The organism is Pantoea sp. SYBGC1, assembly GCF_057197005.1.
Map to the genome: position 1 here is coordinate 858,815 of NZ_JBXUNM010000001.1, position 13,711 is coordinate 872,525.

The window sequence follows — 13,711 nt, forward strand, 5'->3', positions numbered from 1 at the left end:
ACGCTTTACGTCGGCGACGGCGAAACTACAGGTCCTTGCAGAGACGCAGCGCGTCGTAGATCGCGGCGTGAACATTGCGCTGCGAGACGCAGTCGCCGAGCCGCCACAGGATCATGCCGCTGCCCGCCTGCGCCAGCACCGGCTGTGGCCGGATATCAAACAGCGCCTCCACGTCAATCTGCCCCTTATTGCGCGATTCCGCTTTCAGCGCGTAATAGAGCTCCTCATTGGGACGGGTGCCGTTTTCCACCACAATCTGATCCACCACCCGCTCCTCTTTCTGCCCGGTGTATTCATTTTCCAGCACCGCCACCAGCTTCTCGCCTTCGCGATAGACCTTCTCCAGCGCCAGGTCGGAGGTCATCACCACCGCTTTTTCATACAGGCTGCGGTAGTAGGTCGGAAAGGTGGTGCCGCCAATGCCCACGCCGGGCTTGATATCGCCGGTTACCAGCTCCACCAGCGCACCGCGCGCGGCGAGGAAATCGGAGACGGACATCCCGGAAAATTCACAGATAGAGTCATACACCAGTACGTTTTTGCCTGGCTCCACGACGCCGTTCAGCACGTCCCAGCTGGAGACCACCAGCCCTTCCGCCGCTCCCCACTCCGGGTTCTGCTCAAGGAAGGGTTCCCCGCCGGTAGCCAGGATGCAGACGTCGGGGGTGAGATCGCGGATCATCGCCATATCCGCTGTGGTACTGGTCAGCACCTTCACGCCGAGACGCTCAATCTCCATCGCCAGCCAGCGCGTGATACCGGCCATCTGATCGCGCTGCGGCGCTTTTGCCGCAATCGTAACCTGCCCGCCCAGCTCGCTTGCGCGTTCAAGCAGCGTGACCTTATGCCCGCGCTCTGCCGCCACGCGCGCTGCCTCCAGCCCGCCCGGTCCGCCGCCAATCACCACGACGTTGCGCACCGGCCCTTCGGTTTTAGTGATGATATGCGGCAGGCCCATATATTCGCGCGAGGTGGCCGCGTTCTGAATGCACAGCACATCCAGCCCCATATATTGCCGGTCTATGCAGTAGTTGGCGCCGACGCACTGGCGGATCTGATCGACCTGATTCATTTTGATCTTGGCGATCAGGTGCGGATCGGCAATATGCGCGCGCGTCATCCCGACAAAATCGACGTAGCCCGCTTCGAGGATACGCTGCGCCTGGTTGGGATCTTTAATATTCTGCGCGTGGATCACCGGCACCGTGACCACCTCTTTGATACCCGCCGCCAGGTGCAGAAACGGCTCGGGCGGATAGCTCATATTCGGAATAACGTTCGCCAGCGTGTTATGGGTGTCGCAGCCGGAACCGACCACGCCAAAATAATCGACCATGCCGGTTTTATCGTAGTAGGCGGCGATCTGCCGCATATCTTCATGGCTGAGGCCGTCGGGATGGAACTCATCCCCGGTGATGCGCATGCCGACCACAAAATCGGGGCCGACCGCGTCACGCACCGCTTTCAGCACCTCAATGCCAAAGCGCATTCGCTTTTCAAAACTGCCGCCCCACTCATCGGTACGCTTATTGACGCGCGGTGACCAGAACTGATCGATCATATGCTGATGCACGGCGGAGAGCTCCACGCCGTCGAGGCCACCCGCTTTGGCGCGCTGCGCCGCTTTGGCGAAGTCGCCGATAACACGCCAGATCTCCTCTTCCTCAACGGTTTTGCAGGTGGCGCGGTGCACCGGCTCGCGGATGCCGGAGGGTGACATCAGATTGGGCCAGTTCTCGCCATCCCAGCGCGAGCGCCGCCCCATGTGAGAGATCTGGATCATGATCTTGCCGCCGTGCTGGTGCACGGCATCGGCGAGATTCTGAAAGTGCGGAATAATCCGGTCGGTACTCAGGTTAACTGAACTCCACCAGCTCTGGGGACTGTCGATCGATACCACGCTTGAGCCGCCGCAGATACAGAGCCCGCAGCCGCCCTTGGCTTTCTCTTCGTAATAGCGCACATAGCGATCGGTGGTCATCCCGCCGTCAGTGGCATACACCTCGGCGTGGGCGGTGCTGACAATACGGTTGCGGATAGTCAGTTTATTAATTTTTAATGGCTCAAACAGCAGATCAAACTGTGACATAGCTTCACCTTAATTCCGTTCTGATATCCGGCCCGCCAGCCTGCGGTTCAGTTGTTGTGCGGGGTACGCAGCCGGCGCTGCGTACCCGGTCTTATACTGGCGAAACGGTAAAAATGCCGTACTCACATCCCTCTTCGGCCGCGCTCTGCGTCTGCACCGCCCGGGTTTTCACGCTGTAGCCGAGGCTCTGCGCAATCTGATCCATCGCGCCGGCAAACCAGCCGGTGAACATGTAGTCCACCTTGCGGTTGACTTTGCCGTACTGATAGACAAAGGCAGAGTGATCGAGCCGGATACGCGCCGTGCCCTGTTTCAAATCGAGTGCTTCAGTGGAAAAAAATCCCCAGCCGCGCTGTGACAGGCGTTTCATGTAGTGCTCAAATACGGCGTCGCCAGAGAGACCGTGCAGCGCAGCCTCTTTTTCACACCAGTGCCAGGCCGATTTATAGCCCGCTTTGTAGAGGATGGCGGCGTAGCGTTCAGCGCCAATCTCCTCTTCAATGCCCATATGGTTATTCACGAAGAAGTGCCGGGGCACGTACAACATCGGTAACGCATCGGTGGTCCAGACGCCGGTTTCATCATCGACGCTGATTGGCATTTCAGGCGCATGTGCCATGGTTTACCTCGCTTAGTGGTGTGAACAGGTCAGACGATCACTCATGCCAGACATTTGCCAGCAGGTTGAGCCAGTTCTCGCCCATAAATTTGCGCACCTGCTTCTCGGTAAAGCCGTGGCGCAGCAGTGCAGCCGTTAAGTTCGGGAATTCACCCAGCGTGCGAATGCCTTCCGGGTTGATGATTTTGCCGAAGTCGGTGAGCTGGCGGGCGTAGCCTTTGTCGTGCGTCAGCCACTCGAAGAACGCCTGACCGTGGCCCTGCGTGAAGTCGGTGCCGATGCCGATCTGATCTTCACCCACCAGGTTGAAGATGTAGTCAATCGCTTCCACGTAATCTTCAATCGTGGAGTGGATGCCATTTTTCAGGAACGGGGTAAACATGGTGACGCCCACAAATCCGCCGTGATCCGCTATAAACTTCAGCTCTTCATCAGATTTATTACGCGGGTGATCTTTCAGGCCGGAGGGAAGACAGTGGGAGTAACAGACCGGTTTTTTCGACGCGAGGATCACCTCTTTTGAGGTCTGCGCGCCCACGTGCGAGAGGTCGCACAGCATGCCGACGCGGTTCATCTCCGCCACGACCTCATGACCATAACCGGAGAGGCCGCCGTCACGCTCATAGCAGCCGGTGCCGACCAGATTCTGCGTGTTATAGGCCATCTGCACCACGCCGACGCCCAGCTCTTTGAACACCTGAATGTAGCCCAGCTGATCTTCAAACGCGTGCGCATTCTGGAAGCCCATCAGGATGCCGGTTTTGCCTTCATCTTTGGCGCGCCGGATATCGCGGGTGTTGGTCACTTTGGTGACCAGATCGGCGTTCTGCGCGATCAGGTTATTCATTTCCACGATATTATTAACCGTGCCCTGAAATCCCTCCCAGACGGAGACCGTGCAGTTGGCGGCCGTCAGCCCGCCGCGGCGCATATCCTCAAACAGCTCTCTGTCCCATTTCGCAATTACCAGCCCATCGATGACAATCGCAGAATTGTGCAATTCAGTAGCGTTCATATCTTCCTCTCTGGTTTGATTCATAACCGGGTGCGGCCGAATGAAAACAGAATAGGGTTTACGCTGCGGATGAATTGTTCTGAAAACGTCACTTGCCTGACAGCTGGCGCAGCCCCGGAAAGTGAACGGATGGTTTAAACCGATGAGCGGACATAAAAAAGCTGCCCTGAAGGCAGCGTTTTCAGCCGGCGCGGATCACAGGCAACGGGTCGCGTCAGACATCCGTTGAGAGTGCCACTGAGCCAAAGGTTGGCTCAAAGCGTGCCTCATTCAGGATGCGCAGAGAGGCGGATACCGTGCTCTCCTGCTGCCAGTTAGTCAGGCCGGGCATTTCCGCCATAAAGAACTGCGTCAGCGTTTTGCCGCCTCCCTGACTGTGTACGCCCCGTCGCTCTTCACGCGGCGGCACGCCAAGATGTTCGCGATAGCATTTGCTGAAGTGCGGCGTAGAGACAAAACCGCACGCCAGGGCAATTTCAATAATCGACATGGAGGTCTGTTTCAGCAGCTGACGGGCGCGGAACAGCCGCAGCTTCAGATAGTAACGTGAAGGCGAACAGCGCAGGTATTTCTGAAACAGCCGCTCCAGCTGACGGCGCGACAGGCCGACATAACCTGCCAGCTCATCCAGATCGATCGCCTCCTCAATGTTGGCCTCCATCAGCGATACCGCCTCTACAAGGCTTGGCTGCGCCGTGCCGAGTACGTGACGCAGCGGGATACGCTGATAGTCTGATTCATTGCGTACGCGATCGCAGATAAACATCTCTGAAATGCCGGCGGTGAGCTGGTGGCCAAAATGGCGCTGGATCATGGTCAGCATCATATCCATCGGCACGGTGCCGCCGCTGCTGGTCATGCGATCGTGCTCAATCACAAATAGCTGGTTGGTGCAGATGACTTTAGGGTACGCCTCCTGCATGGACGCAATACACTCCCAGTGCGCGCTGCAGTGATACCCATCCAGCAGCCCGGCTTCCGCCAGCAGATAGGGTCCGGTACAGATGCCGCCAATCAGAATTTTGCGGCGCGCCATGCTCTGCAGCCAGCTTACCTGACGGCTGGTATAACTGCGGGTAATGTTGACACCCCCGACCACGATCAGCACATCCAGTGCTGCCACGTTAGCCATAGAATGATCGGGCGTAATTGAAATACCATCACTTGCCACAACGGGCGCACCCTCTTCACTGACGGTACACCAGCTATACAGCTCTTTGCCGCTTAGCTGGTTCGCCATGCGTAAAGGTTCAACTGCGGTTGCCAGAGCCATCATGGTGAAATTATTGACCAGTAAAAAGCCTACGCTGCGCTTTTTAATATCAGTAGAGGGACTTTTCAAAATTGCGTCTGTGTCGAACATGTGCGCTGACCTCTATTAGGCTAAACAGAAACATTACCCGGGGGCATCTCCCCCAATCGCTTTCCATCACCTATAGAGTAAGCAACAGACATGCCATTCGTCACCAGGATAGCCCTGCGGAAAATGACACACAGTTAACATAAGCGAAACAAATGTTTGTTCAGCTTCACAGATTTGATCATTGCTGCATGAACCGCCCCCTTTAGCCTCAAAACAGTGCAGACGCTGACCTGTTTTGGTTAAGTCAGCGCATTTTGCACCCTTTTAAATCACTGTTCACTGCCTGCCCGCATGGCGATCCGCATAAGCTGCCGTAACCAATTAGTTACACAGCATTAACATTCAATCGCATTGACCGCGAGGCCGCCTTTCGATGTCTCTTTATATTTATCCTGCATATCGCGGCCGGTATCGCGCATGGTACGGATCACTTTATCCAGCGAAATAAAGTGCTGACCATCGCCGCGCAGCGCCATCTGCGCGGCATTAATCGCTTTCATTGCTGCAATCGCGTTGCGTTCAATACAGGGAACCTGCACCAGCCCGCCCACCGGATCGCAGGTCAGGCCAAGATTATGTTCCAGCGCAATTTCCGCCGCGTTCTCAACCTGTTCCGGCGTACCGCCCAGCACGTCCGTAAGGCCAGCCGCCGCCATTGCACAGGCGGAGCCGACCTCGCCCTGACAGCCCACCTCAGCGCCGGAAATAGAAGCATTCTTTTTACACAGCGCGCCGACCGCGGCGGCGGCCAGCAGAAAGTCCACCACATCCTCTTCGCGCGCGCGGGGTTCAAACTGCATGTAGTACATCAGCACGGCCGGGACAATGCCGGCGGCGCCGTTGGTCGGCGCCGTCACCATGCGCCCGCCCGCGGCGTTCTCTTCGTTGACCGCCAGCGCATAGAGATTGATCCAGTCCATGGCGGAGAGCGTCGAGCTGATGACATTCTCCGCTGAGGCGCGGCGCAGGGACTGATAGAGCGCTGGCGCACGGCGGCGCACCTGCAGGCCGCCCGGCAGGATACCTTCCTGAGCCAGCCCGTTAGCGATGCACTGCTGCATCACCTGCCAGATCTGCGCCAGCCCGCTGCGGATCGCCGCTTCGTCACGCCATACCTTTTCATTTTCCAGCATCAGCGCGCTGATACGCAGCCCCTTTTCGCGGCAGTGAGCCAGCAGCTCCGCTCCGCTGTTAAAGTCATAGGGCAGCGTGCACTGCGGCACCAGGTGTGCAGTGGCCGTGGCTTCCTCTTCATCCAGCACAAAGCCGCCGCCGATGGAGTAATAGACCACTGAGAGGCTATCGCCGGTGCGGAAATAGGCGCTCAGCCGCATGGCGTTCGGGTGATAAGCGAGCACGTCGTCCACAAACAGCAGATCCTGATGCCAGTCAAATTCAATGTTTTCCCCCCACGGCAGCGTCACCGAACCGGTTTCGCAGATCGCCTGTACCGTGGCGTCAATGATGTGCGGATCGATGGTATCCGGTGAGGCTCCCATCAGCCCCAGCAGCACCGCTTTGTCGGTGCTGTGGCCGCGTCCGGTTGCGCTCAGCGAACCAAACAGCTCAATTTTGATGCGGCAGAGCGCCTGCCGTCTGGCACTCTGGCCCAGCTGCTCAACAAAGCGCTGCGCCGCGCGCATGGGCCCGACGGTGTGCGAACTGGAGGGGCCAATTCCGACCTTAAATAAATCGAAGACGCTAATACTCATTCTGCTCTCCCGGGCTCACGGCCATGTAGTGTTTACCTGCTGCATTATCGGTGGCGTAAAAAATCGATGGATGCCGGAGAACGACGCATTCCACCGTGAACTCGCCATTTTCCGCCCGGCGTAGCCGCCTTACCCTGCCGCACGGTGGCGGGCAGCGCCCTATGTCGCAAATTGACATAGCCCCGGCGTTACCAAACATCCTGGCCGCAATGGCGCTGGGTATTATCAACCCACACTCAATTCATCGCTGCCCTGAATGGCTCAGTTCCGGAGCAGGCGCCGCGCGATTATCCGGGCAAGGAGAGAGCATGTTTGCGAAGAGCGACACCATTCAGAGCTTTGACAGTGAACTGTGGCAGGCGATAGAGCAGGAAGCGGTGCGTCAGGAAGAGCACATCGAGCTTATCGCCTCAGAAAACTACACCAGCCCGCGCGTTATGCAGGCGCAGGGAACGGTGCTGACCAATAAATATGCGGAGGGCTACCCGGCCAAACGCTACTACGGCGGCTGCGAATATGTCGACATCGTGGAGAAACTGGCGATTGAACGTGCCTGTGCGCTGTTCGGTGCCGATTACGCCAACGTGCAGCCGCACTCCGGCTCGCAGGCTAACGCGGCGGTCTATATGGCGCTGTGCCAGCCGGGTGACACGGTGCTGGGCATGAGCCTGGCGCACGGCGGCCATCTGACGCACGGCGCACACGTCAACTTCTCCGGCAAGATCTATCACGCCGTGCAGTATGGCCTGAATGAAGCAACGGGCGAGATCGACTACGACCAGGTGGAAGCGCTGGCGCTGGAGCATAAGCCAAAAATGATTGTGGCTGGCTTCTCCGCCTACTCACGCGTGGTTGACTGGGCACGCTTTCGCGCTATCGCCGATAAAACGGGCGCGTGGCTGTTTGTCGATATGGCACACGTCGCAGGCCTCGTTGCCGCGGGCATCTATCCTAATCCGCTGCCGTTCGCTGACGTGGTCACCACCACCACGCATAAAACTCTGCGCGGTCCGCGCGGCGGTCTGATCCTGGCGAAAGCCAATCCGGAGCTGGAGAAGAAACTGAATGCCGCCGTGTTCCCCGGCGGCCAGGGCGGTCCGCTGATGCATGTTATCGCCGCCAAAGCGGTAGCCTTTAAAGAGGCGATGCAGCCTGACTACGCACACTATCAGCGCCAGGTCGTGAAAAATGCGCAGGCGATGGCGGAGGTCTTTATTGCGCGTCAGTACGATGTGGTCTCGGGCGGTACCGATAACCATCTGTTTCTGCTGAGCCTGATCAAACAGGGCCTGACCGGCAAAGCGGCGGACGCCGCGCTGGGCCGCGCCAATATCACCGTCAACAAAAATGCTGTTCCGGGCGATCCGCAGTCGCCGTTTGTGACTTCCGGCCTGCGCATCGGTGCACCGGTGATCACCACGCGCGGCTTCAGCGAGGAGAACTGCCGCACGCTGGCAGGCTGGATCGCAGACATCCTCGATGTCATGCACAACGAGGAGCAGCTGGAAGCGAAAATTGCGCAGGTGAAACAGCAGGTGCTGTCGCTGTGTGCAGACTTCCCGGTTTACCGCTAAGCCAGAACGCCCCCGGCCTGCCGCGGGGCGCCGTCTTACCCTCTGTCCATTCGCACATGCGGTATCGTTACGGGAGTAGATAAACATGCAACGCTATTCAGGATTTGGCCTGCTCAGACACAGCCTGAGCTTTCATGAGAACTGGCAGAAGGTCTGGCGCAACCCGACACCGCAGAAACGCTATGACGTAATTATTATCGGCGGCGGCGGTCACGGGCTGGCCACCGCTTATTATCTGGCGAAGGAGCACGGCATCACTAATGTGGCGGTGCTGGAAAAGGGCCATCTTGGCGGCGGCAACATCTGCCGCAACACCACCATCGTCCGCTCCAACTACCTGTGGGATGAGTCCGCTGCGCTCTATGAGCACTCCATGAAGCTGTGGGAAGGCCTGTCGCAGGAGCTGAACTACAACCAGATGTTTTCACAGCGCGGCGTCTACCACACCTGCCATACGCTGCAGGATCTGCGCACCAATGAGCGGCTGGCGAACGCCAACCGCCTGCAGGGCGTTGATAACGAAATGGTCTATGGTGACCAGCTGCAGCGCGAGATCCCGGCGCTGGACTGCAGTAAAGATGCGCGCTATCCGGTACTGGGCGCCTCGGTGCAGCGCCGCGGCGGCAACGCCCGCCACGATGCGGTAGCCTGGGGCTATGCCCGCGCCGCCGACAGCCTGGGCGTGGATCTGATCCAGAACTGTGAAGTGATCGATATGGAGATCAGCGACGGCAAGATCACCGGCGTGAAAACCCGTAACCACGGCGTGATCAAAGCCGATCGCGTGGGCTGCGTCACCGCCGGTAACTCCGGCGTGATGGCAAAAATGGCGGGCTTTGAACTGCCGGTTGAGTCGCATCCGCTGCAGGCGCTGGTTTCCGAGCCGATTAAACCCTTTCTCGATACGGTTGTGATGTCCAACCACGTACACGGCTACATGAGCCAGTCTGATAAAGGCGATCTGGTGATTGGTGCCGGCATCGACGGCTGGGTCGGCTATGGCCAGCGCGGATCCTACAGCGTGATTGAGCATACGATCCAGGCGATTGTTGAGCTCTTCCCCTGCACCAGTCGCGTACGCATGAACCGCCAGTGGGGCGGCATTGTTGATACCTGCCCTGACGCCAGCCCTATCCTTTCCGCGACCCCGGTACGCAACCTGTTTTTCAACTGCGGCTGGGGCACCGGCGGCTTTAAAGGCACCCCCGGCTCCGGCAACCTGTTTGCCCACCAGCTGGCGCACGGCACGCCGCATCCGATAGCTGAACCTTTTGCCCTCTCCCGCTTTTATACCGGGGCTCTGGTTGATGAACATGGCGCTGCGGGCGTGGCCCACTAAGGACTTTTAGCATGCTGCACATTTACTGTCCTCACTGCGGTGAGTATCGCGAAGAAGAAGAGTTTCATCCGCGCGGTCAGGCGCATATCGCCCGGCCCGCCAGTCCGGATGCCTGCAGCGACGAGGAGTGGGGAACCTTTCTCTACTTTCGTAAAAACCCGCGCGGCATGCACAACGAACTCTGGGTGCACAGCGCCGGTTGCCGCAAATTTTTCAACCTGACGCGCGACACGCAGACGTATGAGATCAAACGGGTATATACCCTCGACGAACAGCCTGAAACCGGCGAGCAAGGGTAAGGAGCGCAGAGCATGAGCCAGAAAAATCGCCTGCCGTCCGGCGGCAGAATCAACCGTTCCACCACGCTGAACTTTACCTGGAACGGCCGTCAGTATCAGGGCTACGAAGGCGATACCGTCGCCTCTGCCCTGCTCGCCAACGGTATCGATATCGTCGGACGCAGTTTTAAATACAGCCGCCCGCGCGGCATCGTTGCCGCAGGCGCGGAAGAGCCTAATGCGGTGCTGCAGCTTGGGGCCTCAGAGGCGACGCAGGTGCCCAACGTGCGCGCCACGCAGCAGACGCTCTATGAGGGCCTGGTCTGCTCCGCCACCAACGGCTGGCCCAGCGTGGAATCCGACCTGATGGGGCTGGTGGGAAATCTCGGCGGTAAAGTGATGCCGCCCGGCTTTTACTACAAAACCTTTATGTATCCGCAGTCAATGTGGCCGACCTACGAGAAATTTATCCGCAAGGCCGCCGGTCTGGGCCGCGCGCCGCGCGAGAAAGATCCTGATATCTACGACGCCATGAATCAGCACTGCGATGTGATGATCGTCGGCGCCGGTCCGGCGGGCCTGATGGCGGCGCTGACCGCCGGCCGCAGCGGCGCACGTGTGATCCTCGCAGATGAGCAGAGCGAACCGGGCGGACATCTGCTCGCCAGCCGCGAACTGATTGAGGGCAAGCCTGCCGCTGACTGGGTGGCTGAGGTGGTGGCCGAGCTGGCCACCATGCCGGAAGTGACGCTGCTGATGCGCGCGACGGTAAACGGCTATCACGACCACAATTTCCTCACCATTAATGAGAACCGCACGGATTACCACGGCGACCGCGCGGCAGCCGGACAGGTACGCCAGCGCATGCACCGCGTGCGGGCGCACTGGGTGGTGCTTGCCACCGGCGCGCAGGAGCGCCCGCTGGTCTTCAGCCATAACGATGTGCCCGGCTGCATGATCGCCTCCGCCATCTCCGTCTATATCAACCGCTACGGCGTGGTGCCCGGCAATCAGCTGGTGCTGATGACCACGAACGACAGCGCCTATCAGACCGCGCTGGACTGGGCCGATGCCGGACGTGAAGTGGTGGCCGTAGTGGATACCCGCGCCGCCACCAAAGGCGAGCTGGCCGCCGCCGTGCGCCGCCGCGGCATTCGGGTGATCAGCGGCAGCGCGGTGATCGACGTGCAGGGCAAAAAGCGCGTCAGCGGCGTTACCATTGCCGCCATCGATAAAAAAGGCGACGCCCTTACCGGTAAGCCCTTTACCCTCTCCTGCGATACCGTCGCCAGCTCCGGTGGCTGGAGCCCGGTGATCCACCTCGCCGGACATACCGGCAGCCGTCCGGTCTGGAACAGTGAAGTGATTGGCTTTCTGCCCGGCCCGACCGCGCAGCAGCAGCTGACGGCAGGCGGCATCAACGGCCGCTACGCGCTCGACAATGTGCTGCAGGAAGGGATCAAAGCGGGTCAGGATGCCGTGCTGAAACTCGGCCTGACGCCGGTTGAGGTCGCCCTGCCCGAGGTGAAAAAGTGGATTGAGCATCCGCCCGCCGCGCTGTTTCATATTCCGCACACTAAACCGATCAGCCGCGCGCCAAAGCAGTTTGTTGATTTTCAGAACGATGTCACGGCGGCCGGCATTGCGCTGGCAACGCGCGAAGGATTTGAGGCGATTGAGCATATCAAACGCTATACGGCGATGGGGTTTGGTACCGATCAGGGAAAGCTCGGCAACATCAACGGCATGGCGATTGCCGCCAAAGTGACGGGCAAAACCATTCCCGAGACCGGGACCACGGTGTTCCGTCCGAACTATACTCCGATCGCTTTTGGCGCTATCGCGGGGCGTAACTGCGGCGAGCTGTTCGATCCCAAACGCTTTACCGCGATGCATAAGTGGCACGTGCAGCAGGGGGCGAAATTCGAGGATGTCGGACAGTGGAAGCGCCCGTGGTACTACCCGCGTCCGGGTGAAACCATGCAGCAGTCGCTGGATCGCGAATGCCGTGCGGTGCGCAGCGGCGTCGGCATCCTCGATGCCTCTACTCTCGGCAAAATTGATATTCAGGGTAAAGATGCGCGTGAATTCATCAGCCGCGTCTACACCAACGCCTGGGCTAAACTCGGCGTCGGCAAGTGCCGCTACGGCCTGATGTGCGGTGAAAGCGGCATGGTGTTTGATGACGGCGTAACCTCCTGTCTCGCGGAGAACCACTTTCTGATGACCACCACCACCGGCGGTGCGGCGCACGTTATGGAGTGGCTGGAACTTTATCATCAGACTGAGTGGCCGGAGCTGGAGGTGTTCTTTACCAGCGTAACCGATCACTGGGCGACCATGACCATTTCCGGTCCGGGGAGCCGCAACCTGCTGGCGGAACTCTGCAGCGATGTGTCGCTGGATAAAGAGACCTTTAAGTTCATGGACTGGCAGGAAGGCACGGTCGCTGGCGTACCGGCGCGTATTTTCCGCATCTCGTTTACCGGTGAGCTCTCGTTTGAGATCAACGTGCAGGCAAACTACGGCCTTGCGGTCTGGGAGAAGCTGTTTGAGCACGGCGCGAAATACGACCTGACGCCGTACGGCACGGAGACCATGCACATTCTGCGGGCGGAGAAAGGTTTTATTATTGCCGGTCAGGATACGGATGGCTCGGTGACGCCACACGATCTCAATATGGGCTGGTGCGTCGCCGATTCAAAGCCATTCAGCTATATCGGCAAGCGCGGTATGGCGCGGGCAGACTGCGTGCGCGAGCAGCGTAAACAGCTGGTCGGCCTGAAAACGCGCGATCCGCTGGTGGTTCTGCCGGAAGGCGCGCAGGCGGTCGCCAATCCGCAGCAGCCGGTGCCGATGGATCTGCTGGGCCACGTCAGCTCCAGCTACTGGAGCGCCAACCTGAACCGCAGTATCGCGATGGGCTTCATCAAAGGCGGTCTGCAGCGTATGGGCGAAACCGTGTTTTATCCGCTGGCAGATGGCCGCGTGGTGGAAGCGGAAATCTGCAGCCCGGTCTTTATCGATCCGAAAGGAGAACGTCAACATGTCTGAAACCCTCTTACCTGAAACCAAACCCGCAGAGGCCGTCAGACAGGTCGCGGTAATGAACCAGAGTGCGCCGCAGGTACGTGCTGAATCGCCGCTGCATCATGCCGATCGCGGTAACGTCACTGTCAGCCAGTCGCAGCAGGCGGGCGTTGAACTGCGCGAGCTGGCGCTGCGCGGGCATCTGGTGCTGCGCGGTTCGCAAAACAGCGCGAGCTTTATGCAGGGCTGCCTGACGGTATTAGGCGTGCCGCTGCCCACCGCGCCGCTGACCTCTGCCGAAGATGGCGATATCTCCGTGCGCTGGCTGAGCCCCGATGAGTGGCTGGTCGTACTGCCGATGGATCAGCTGTTCCCGGTGGAGAAAGCGCTGCGCGCTGAAATCACCGGCCACTTTTCGGTGGTGAACGTCAGCGGCGGGCAGACTATTCTGGCGCTCTCCGGTAAACACGCGGTCGATGTGCTGAAAAAGAGTACGGTGCTTGACCTGCATCCGTCACAGTTTCCCGTCGGCAAAGTTGCCGGATCGGTGTTTGCGAAGAGCAGCGCGTTGATCCGCCGCACCGGTCCGGAGAGCTGGGAGCTGGTGATCCGCCGCAGCTTTGCTGAGTACATCTGGCTCTGGCTGCGGGATGCCAGCCGCGAATATGGGCTGAAGATCAGCGCGTAATATC

At 59.3% G+C, this 13,711-nt stretch carries 10 protein-coding genes; 5 read left to right on the forward strand and 5 right to left on the reverse strand.

What is annotated here, in order from left to right; translation table 11 throughout:
- Window positions 1-25: 25 nt before the first annotated feature.
- The 5 genes from dgcA to AC2CF9_RS04125 form a co-directional block, all read right to left on the reverse strand.
- Window positions 26-2,089 carry a dimethylglycine demethylation protein DgcA gene (gene dgcA / locus AC2CF9_RS04105; protein WP_484556305.1) on the reverse strand — a complete coding sequence of 688 codons (2,064 nt, stop codon included), beginning with the start codon at window positions 2,087-2,089 and terminating at the stop codon, window positions 26-28.
- A gap of 91 nt (window positions 2,090-2,180) precedes the next feature.
- Window positions 2,181-2,708: a DUF5943 domain-containing protein gene (locus AC2CF9_RS04110; RefSeq protein WP_039385210.1), complete on the reverse strand. Its 528-nt coding sequence runs from the start codon at window positions 2,706-2,708 to the stop codon at window positions 2,181-2,183.
- Window positions 2,709-2,745: 37 nt separating this feature from the next.
- Complete coding sequence (locus tag AC2CF9_RS04115) at window positions 2,746-3,723, reverse strand: dipeptidase (protein ID WP_065648990.1); 978 nt, start codon at window positions 3,721-3,723, stop codon at window positions 2,746-2,748.
- Between the two features lie 214 nt (window positions 3,724-3,937).
- The gene (gene gbdR / locus AC2CF9_RS04120) at window positions 3,938-5,086 is read right to left on the reverse strand and encodes a choline metabolism transcriptional regulator GbdR (protein WP_484556306.1); all 1,149 of its coding nucleotides are present in this window, start codon (window positions 5,084-5,086) and stop codon (window positions 3,938-3,940) included.
- A 335-nt stretch (window positions 5,087-5,421) separates the two neighbouring features.
- Window positions 5,422-6,798, reverse strand: coding sequence for an L-serine ammonia-lyase (locus tag AC2CF9_RS04125; protein WP_150016393.1), 1,377 nt, complete (start codon window positions 6,796-6,798; stop codon window positions 5,422-5,424).
- Window positions 6,799-7,106: 308 nt separating this feature from the next.
- Between AC2CF9_RS04125 and glyA the strand changes: the two genes are divergently transcribed.
- From glyA to AC2CF9_RS04150, 5 genes are all read left to right on the forward strand, one after another.
- The gene (glyA, locus tag AC2CF9_RS04130) at window positions 7,107-8,372 is read left to right on the forward strand and encodes a serine hydroxymethyltransferase (protein WP_150016394.1); all 1,266 of its coding nucleotides are present in this window, start codon (window positions 7,107-7,109) and stop codon (window positions 8,370-8,372) included.
- A gap of 85 nt (window positions 8,373-8,457) precedes the next feature.
- The gene (locus tag AC2CF9_RS04135) at window positions 8,458-9,711 is read left to right on the forward strand and encodes a sarcosine oxidase subunit beta family protein (RefSeq protein WP_039385222.1); all 1,254 of its coding nucleotides are present in this window, start codon (window positions 8,458-8,460) and stop codon (window positions 9,709-9,711) included.
- 11 nt (window positions 9,712-9,722) lie between these two features.
- On the forward strand, window positions 9,723-10,010 hold the full coding sequence (locus AC2CF9_RS04140; RefSeq protein ID WP_071667969.1) for a sarcosine oxidase subunit delta: 288 nt from the start codon (window positions 9,723-9,725) through the stop codon (window positions 10,008-10,010).
- A gap of 12 nt (window positions 10,011-10,022) precedes the next feature.
- Window positions 10,023-13,043 carry a sarcosine oxidase subunit alpha gene (locus AC2CF9_RS04145; protein ID WP_484556307.1) on the forward strand — a complete coding sequence of 1,007 codons (3,021 nt, stop codon included), beginning with the start codon at window positions 10,023-10,025 and terminating at the stop codon, window positions 13,041-13,043.
- Window positions 13,036-13,707: a sarcosine oxidase subunit gamma gene (locus tag AC2CF9_RS04150; RefSeq protein ID WP_484556308.1), complete on the forward strand. Its 672-nt coding sequence runs from the start codon at window positions 13,036-13,038 to the stop codon at window positions 13,705-13,707. The genes AC2CF9_RS04145 and AC2CF9_RS04150 overlap by 8 nt, the downstream gene beginning before the upstream one ends.
- Window positions 13,708-13,711: the final 4 nt, after the last annotated feature.

Excerpts from the sequence above, each read along its gene's own strand:
- gbdR (WP_484556306.1), bottom strand. The coding sequence starts at position 5,086 with ATGTTCGACACAGACGCAATTTTGAAAAGTCCCTCTACTGATATTAAA.
- AC2CF9_RS04125 (WP_150016393.1), bottom strand. The coding sequence starts at position 6,798 with ATGAGTATTAGCGTCTTCGATTTATTTAAGGTCGGAATTGGCCCCTCC.
- AC2CF9_RS04150 (WP_484556308.1), top strand. The coding sequence starts at position 13,036 with ATGTCTGAAACCCTCTTACCTGAAACCAAACCCGCAGAGGCCGTCAGA.
- glyA (WP_150016394.1), top strand. The coding sequence starts at position 7,107 with ATGTTTGCGAAGAGCGACACCATTCAGAGCTTTGACAGTGAACTGTGG.
- AC2CF9_RS04140 (WP_071667969.1), top strand. The coding sequence starts at position 9,723 with ATGCTGCACATTTACTGTCCTCACTGCGGTGAGTATCGCGAAGAAGAA.
- AC2CF9_RS04145 (WP_484556307.1), top strand. The coding sequence starts at position 10,023 with ATGAGCCAGAAAAATCGCCTGCCGTCCGGCGGCAGAATCAACCGTTCC.
- AC2CF9_RS04135 (WP_039385222.1), top strand. The coding sequence starts at position 8,458 with ATGCAACGCTATTCAGGATTTGGCCTGCTCAGACACAGCCTGAGCTTT.
- AC2CF9_RS04115 (WP_065648990.1), bottom strand. The coding sequence starts at position 3,723 with ATGAACGCTACTGAATTGCACAATTCTGCGATTGTCATCGATGGGCTG.
- dgcA (WP_484556305.1), bottom strand. The coding sequence starts at position 2,089 with ATGTCACAGTTTGATCTGCTGTTTGAGCCATTAAAAATTAATAAACTG.
- AC2CF9_RS04110 (WP_039385210.1), bottom strand. The coding sequence starts at position 2,708 with ATGGCACATGCGCCTGAAATGCCAATCAGCGTCGATGATGAAACCGGC.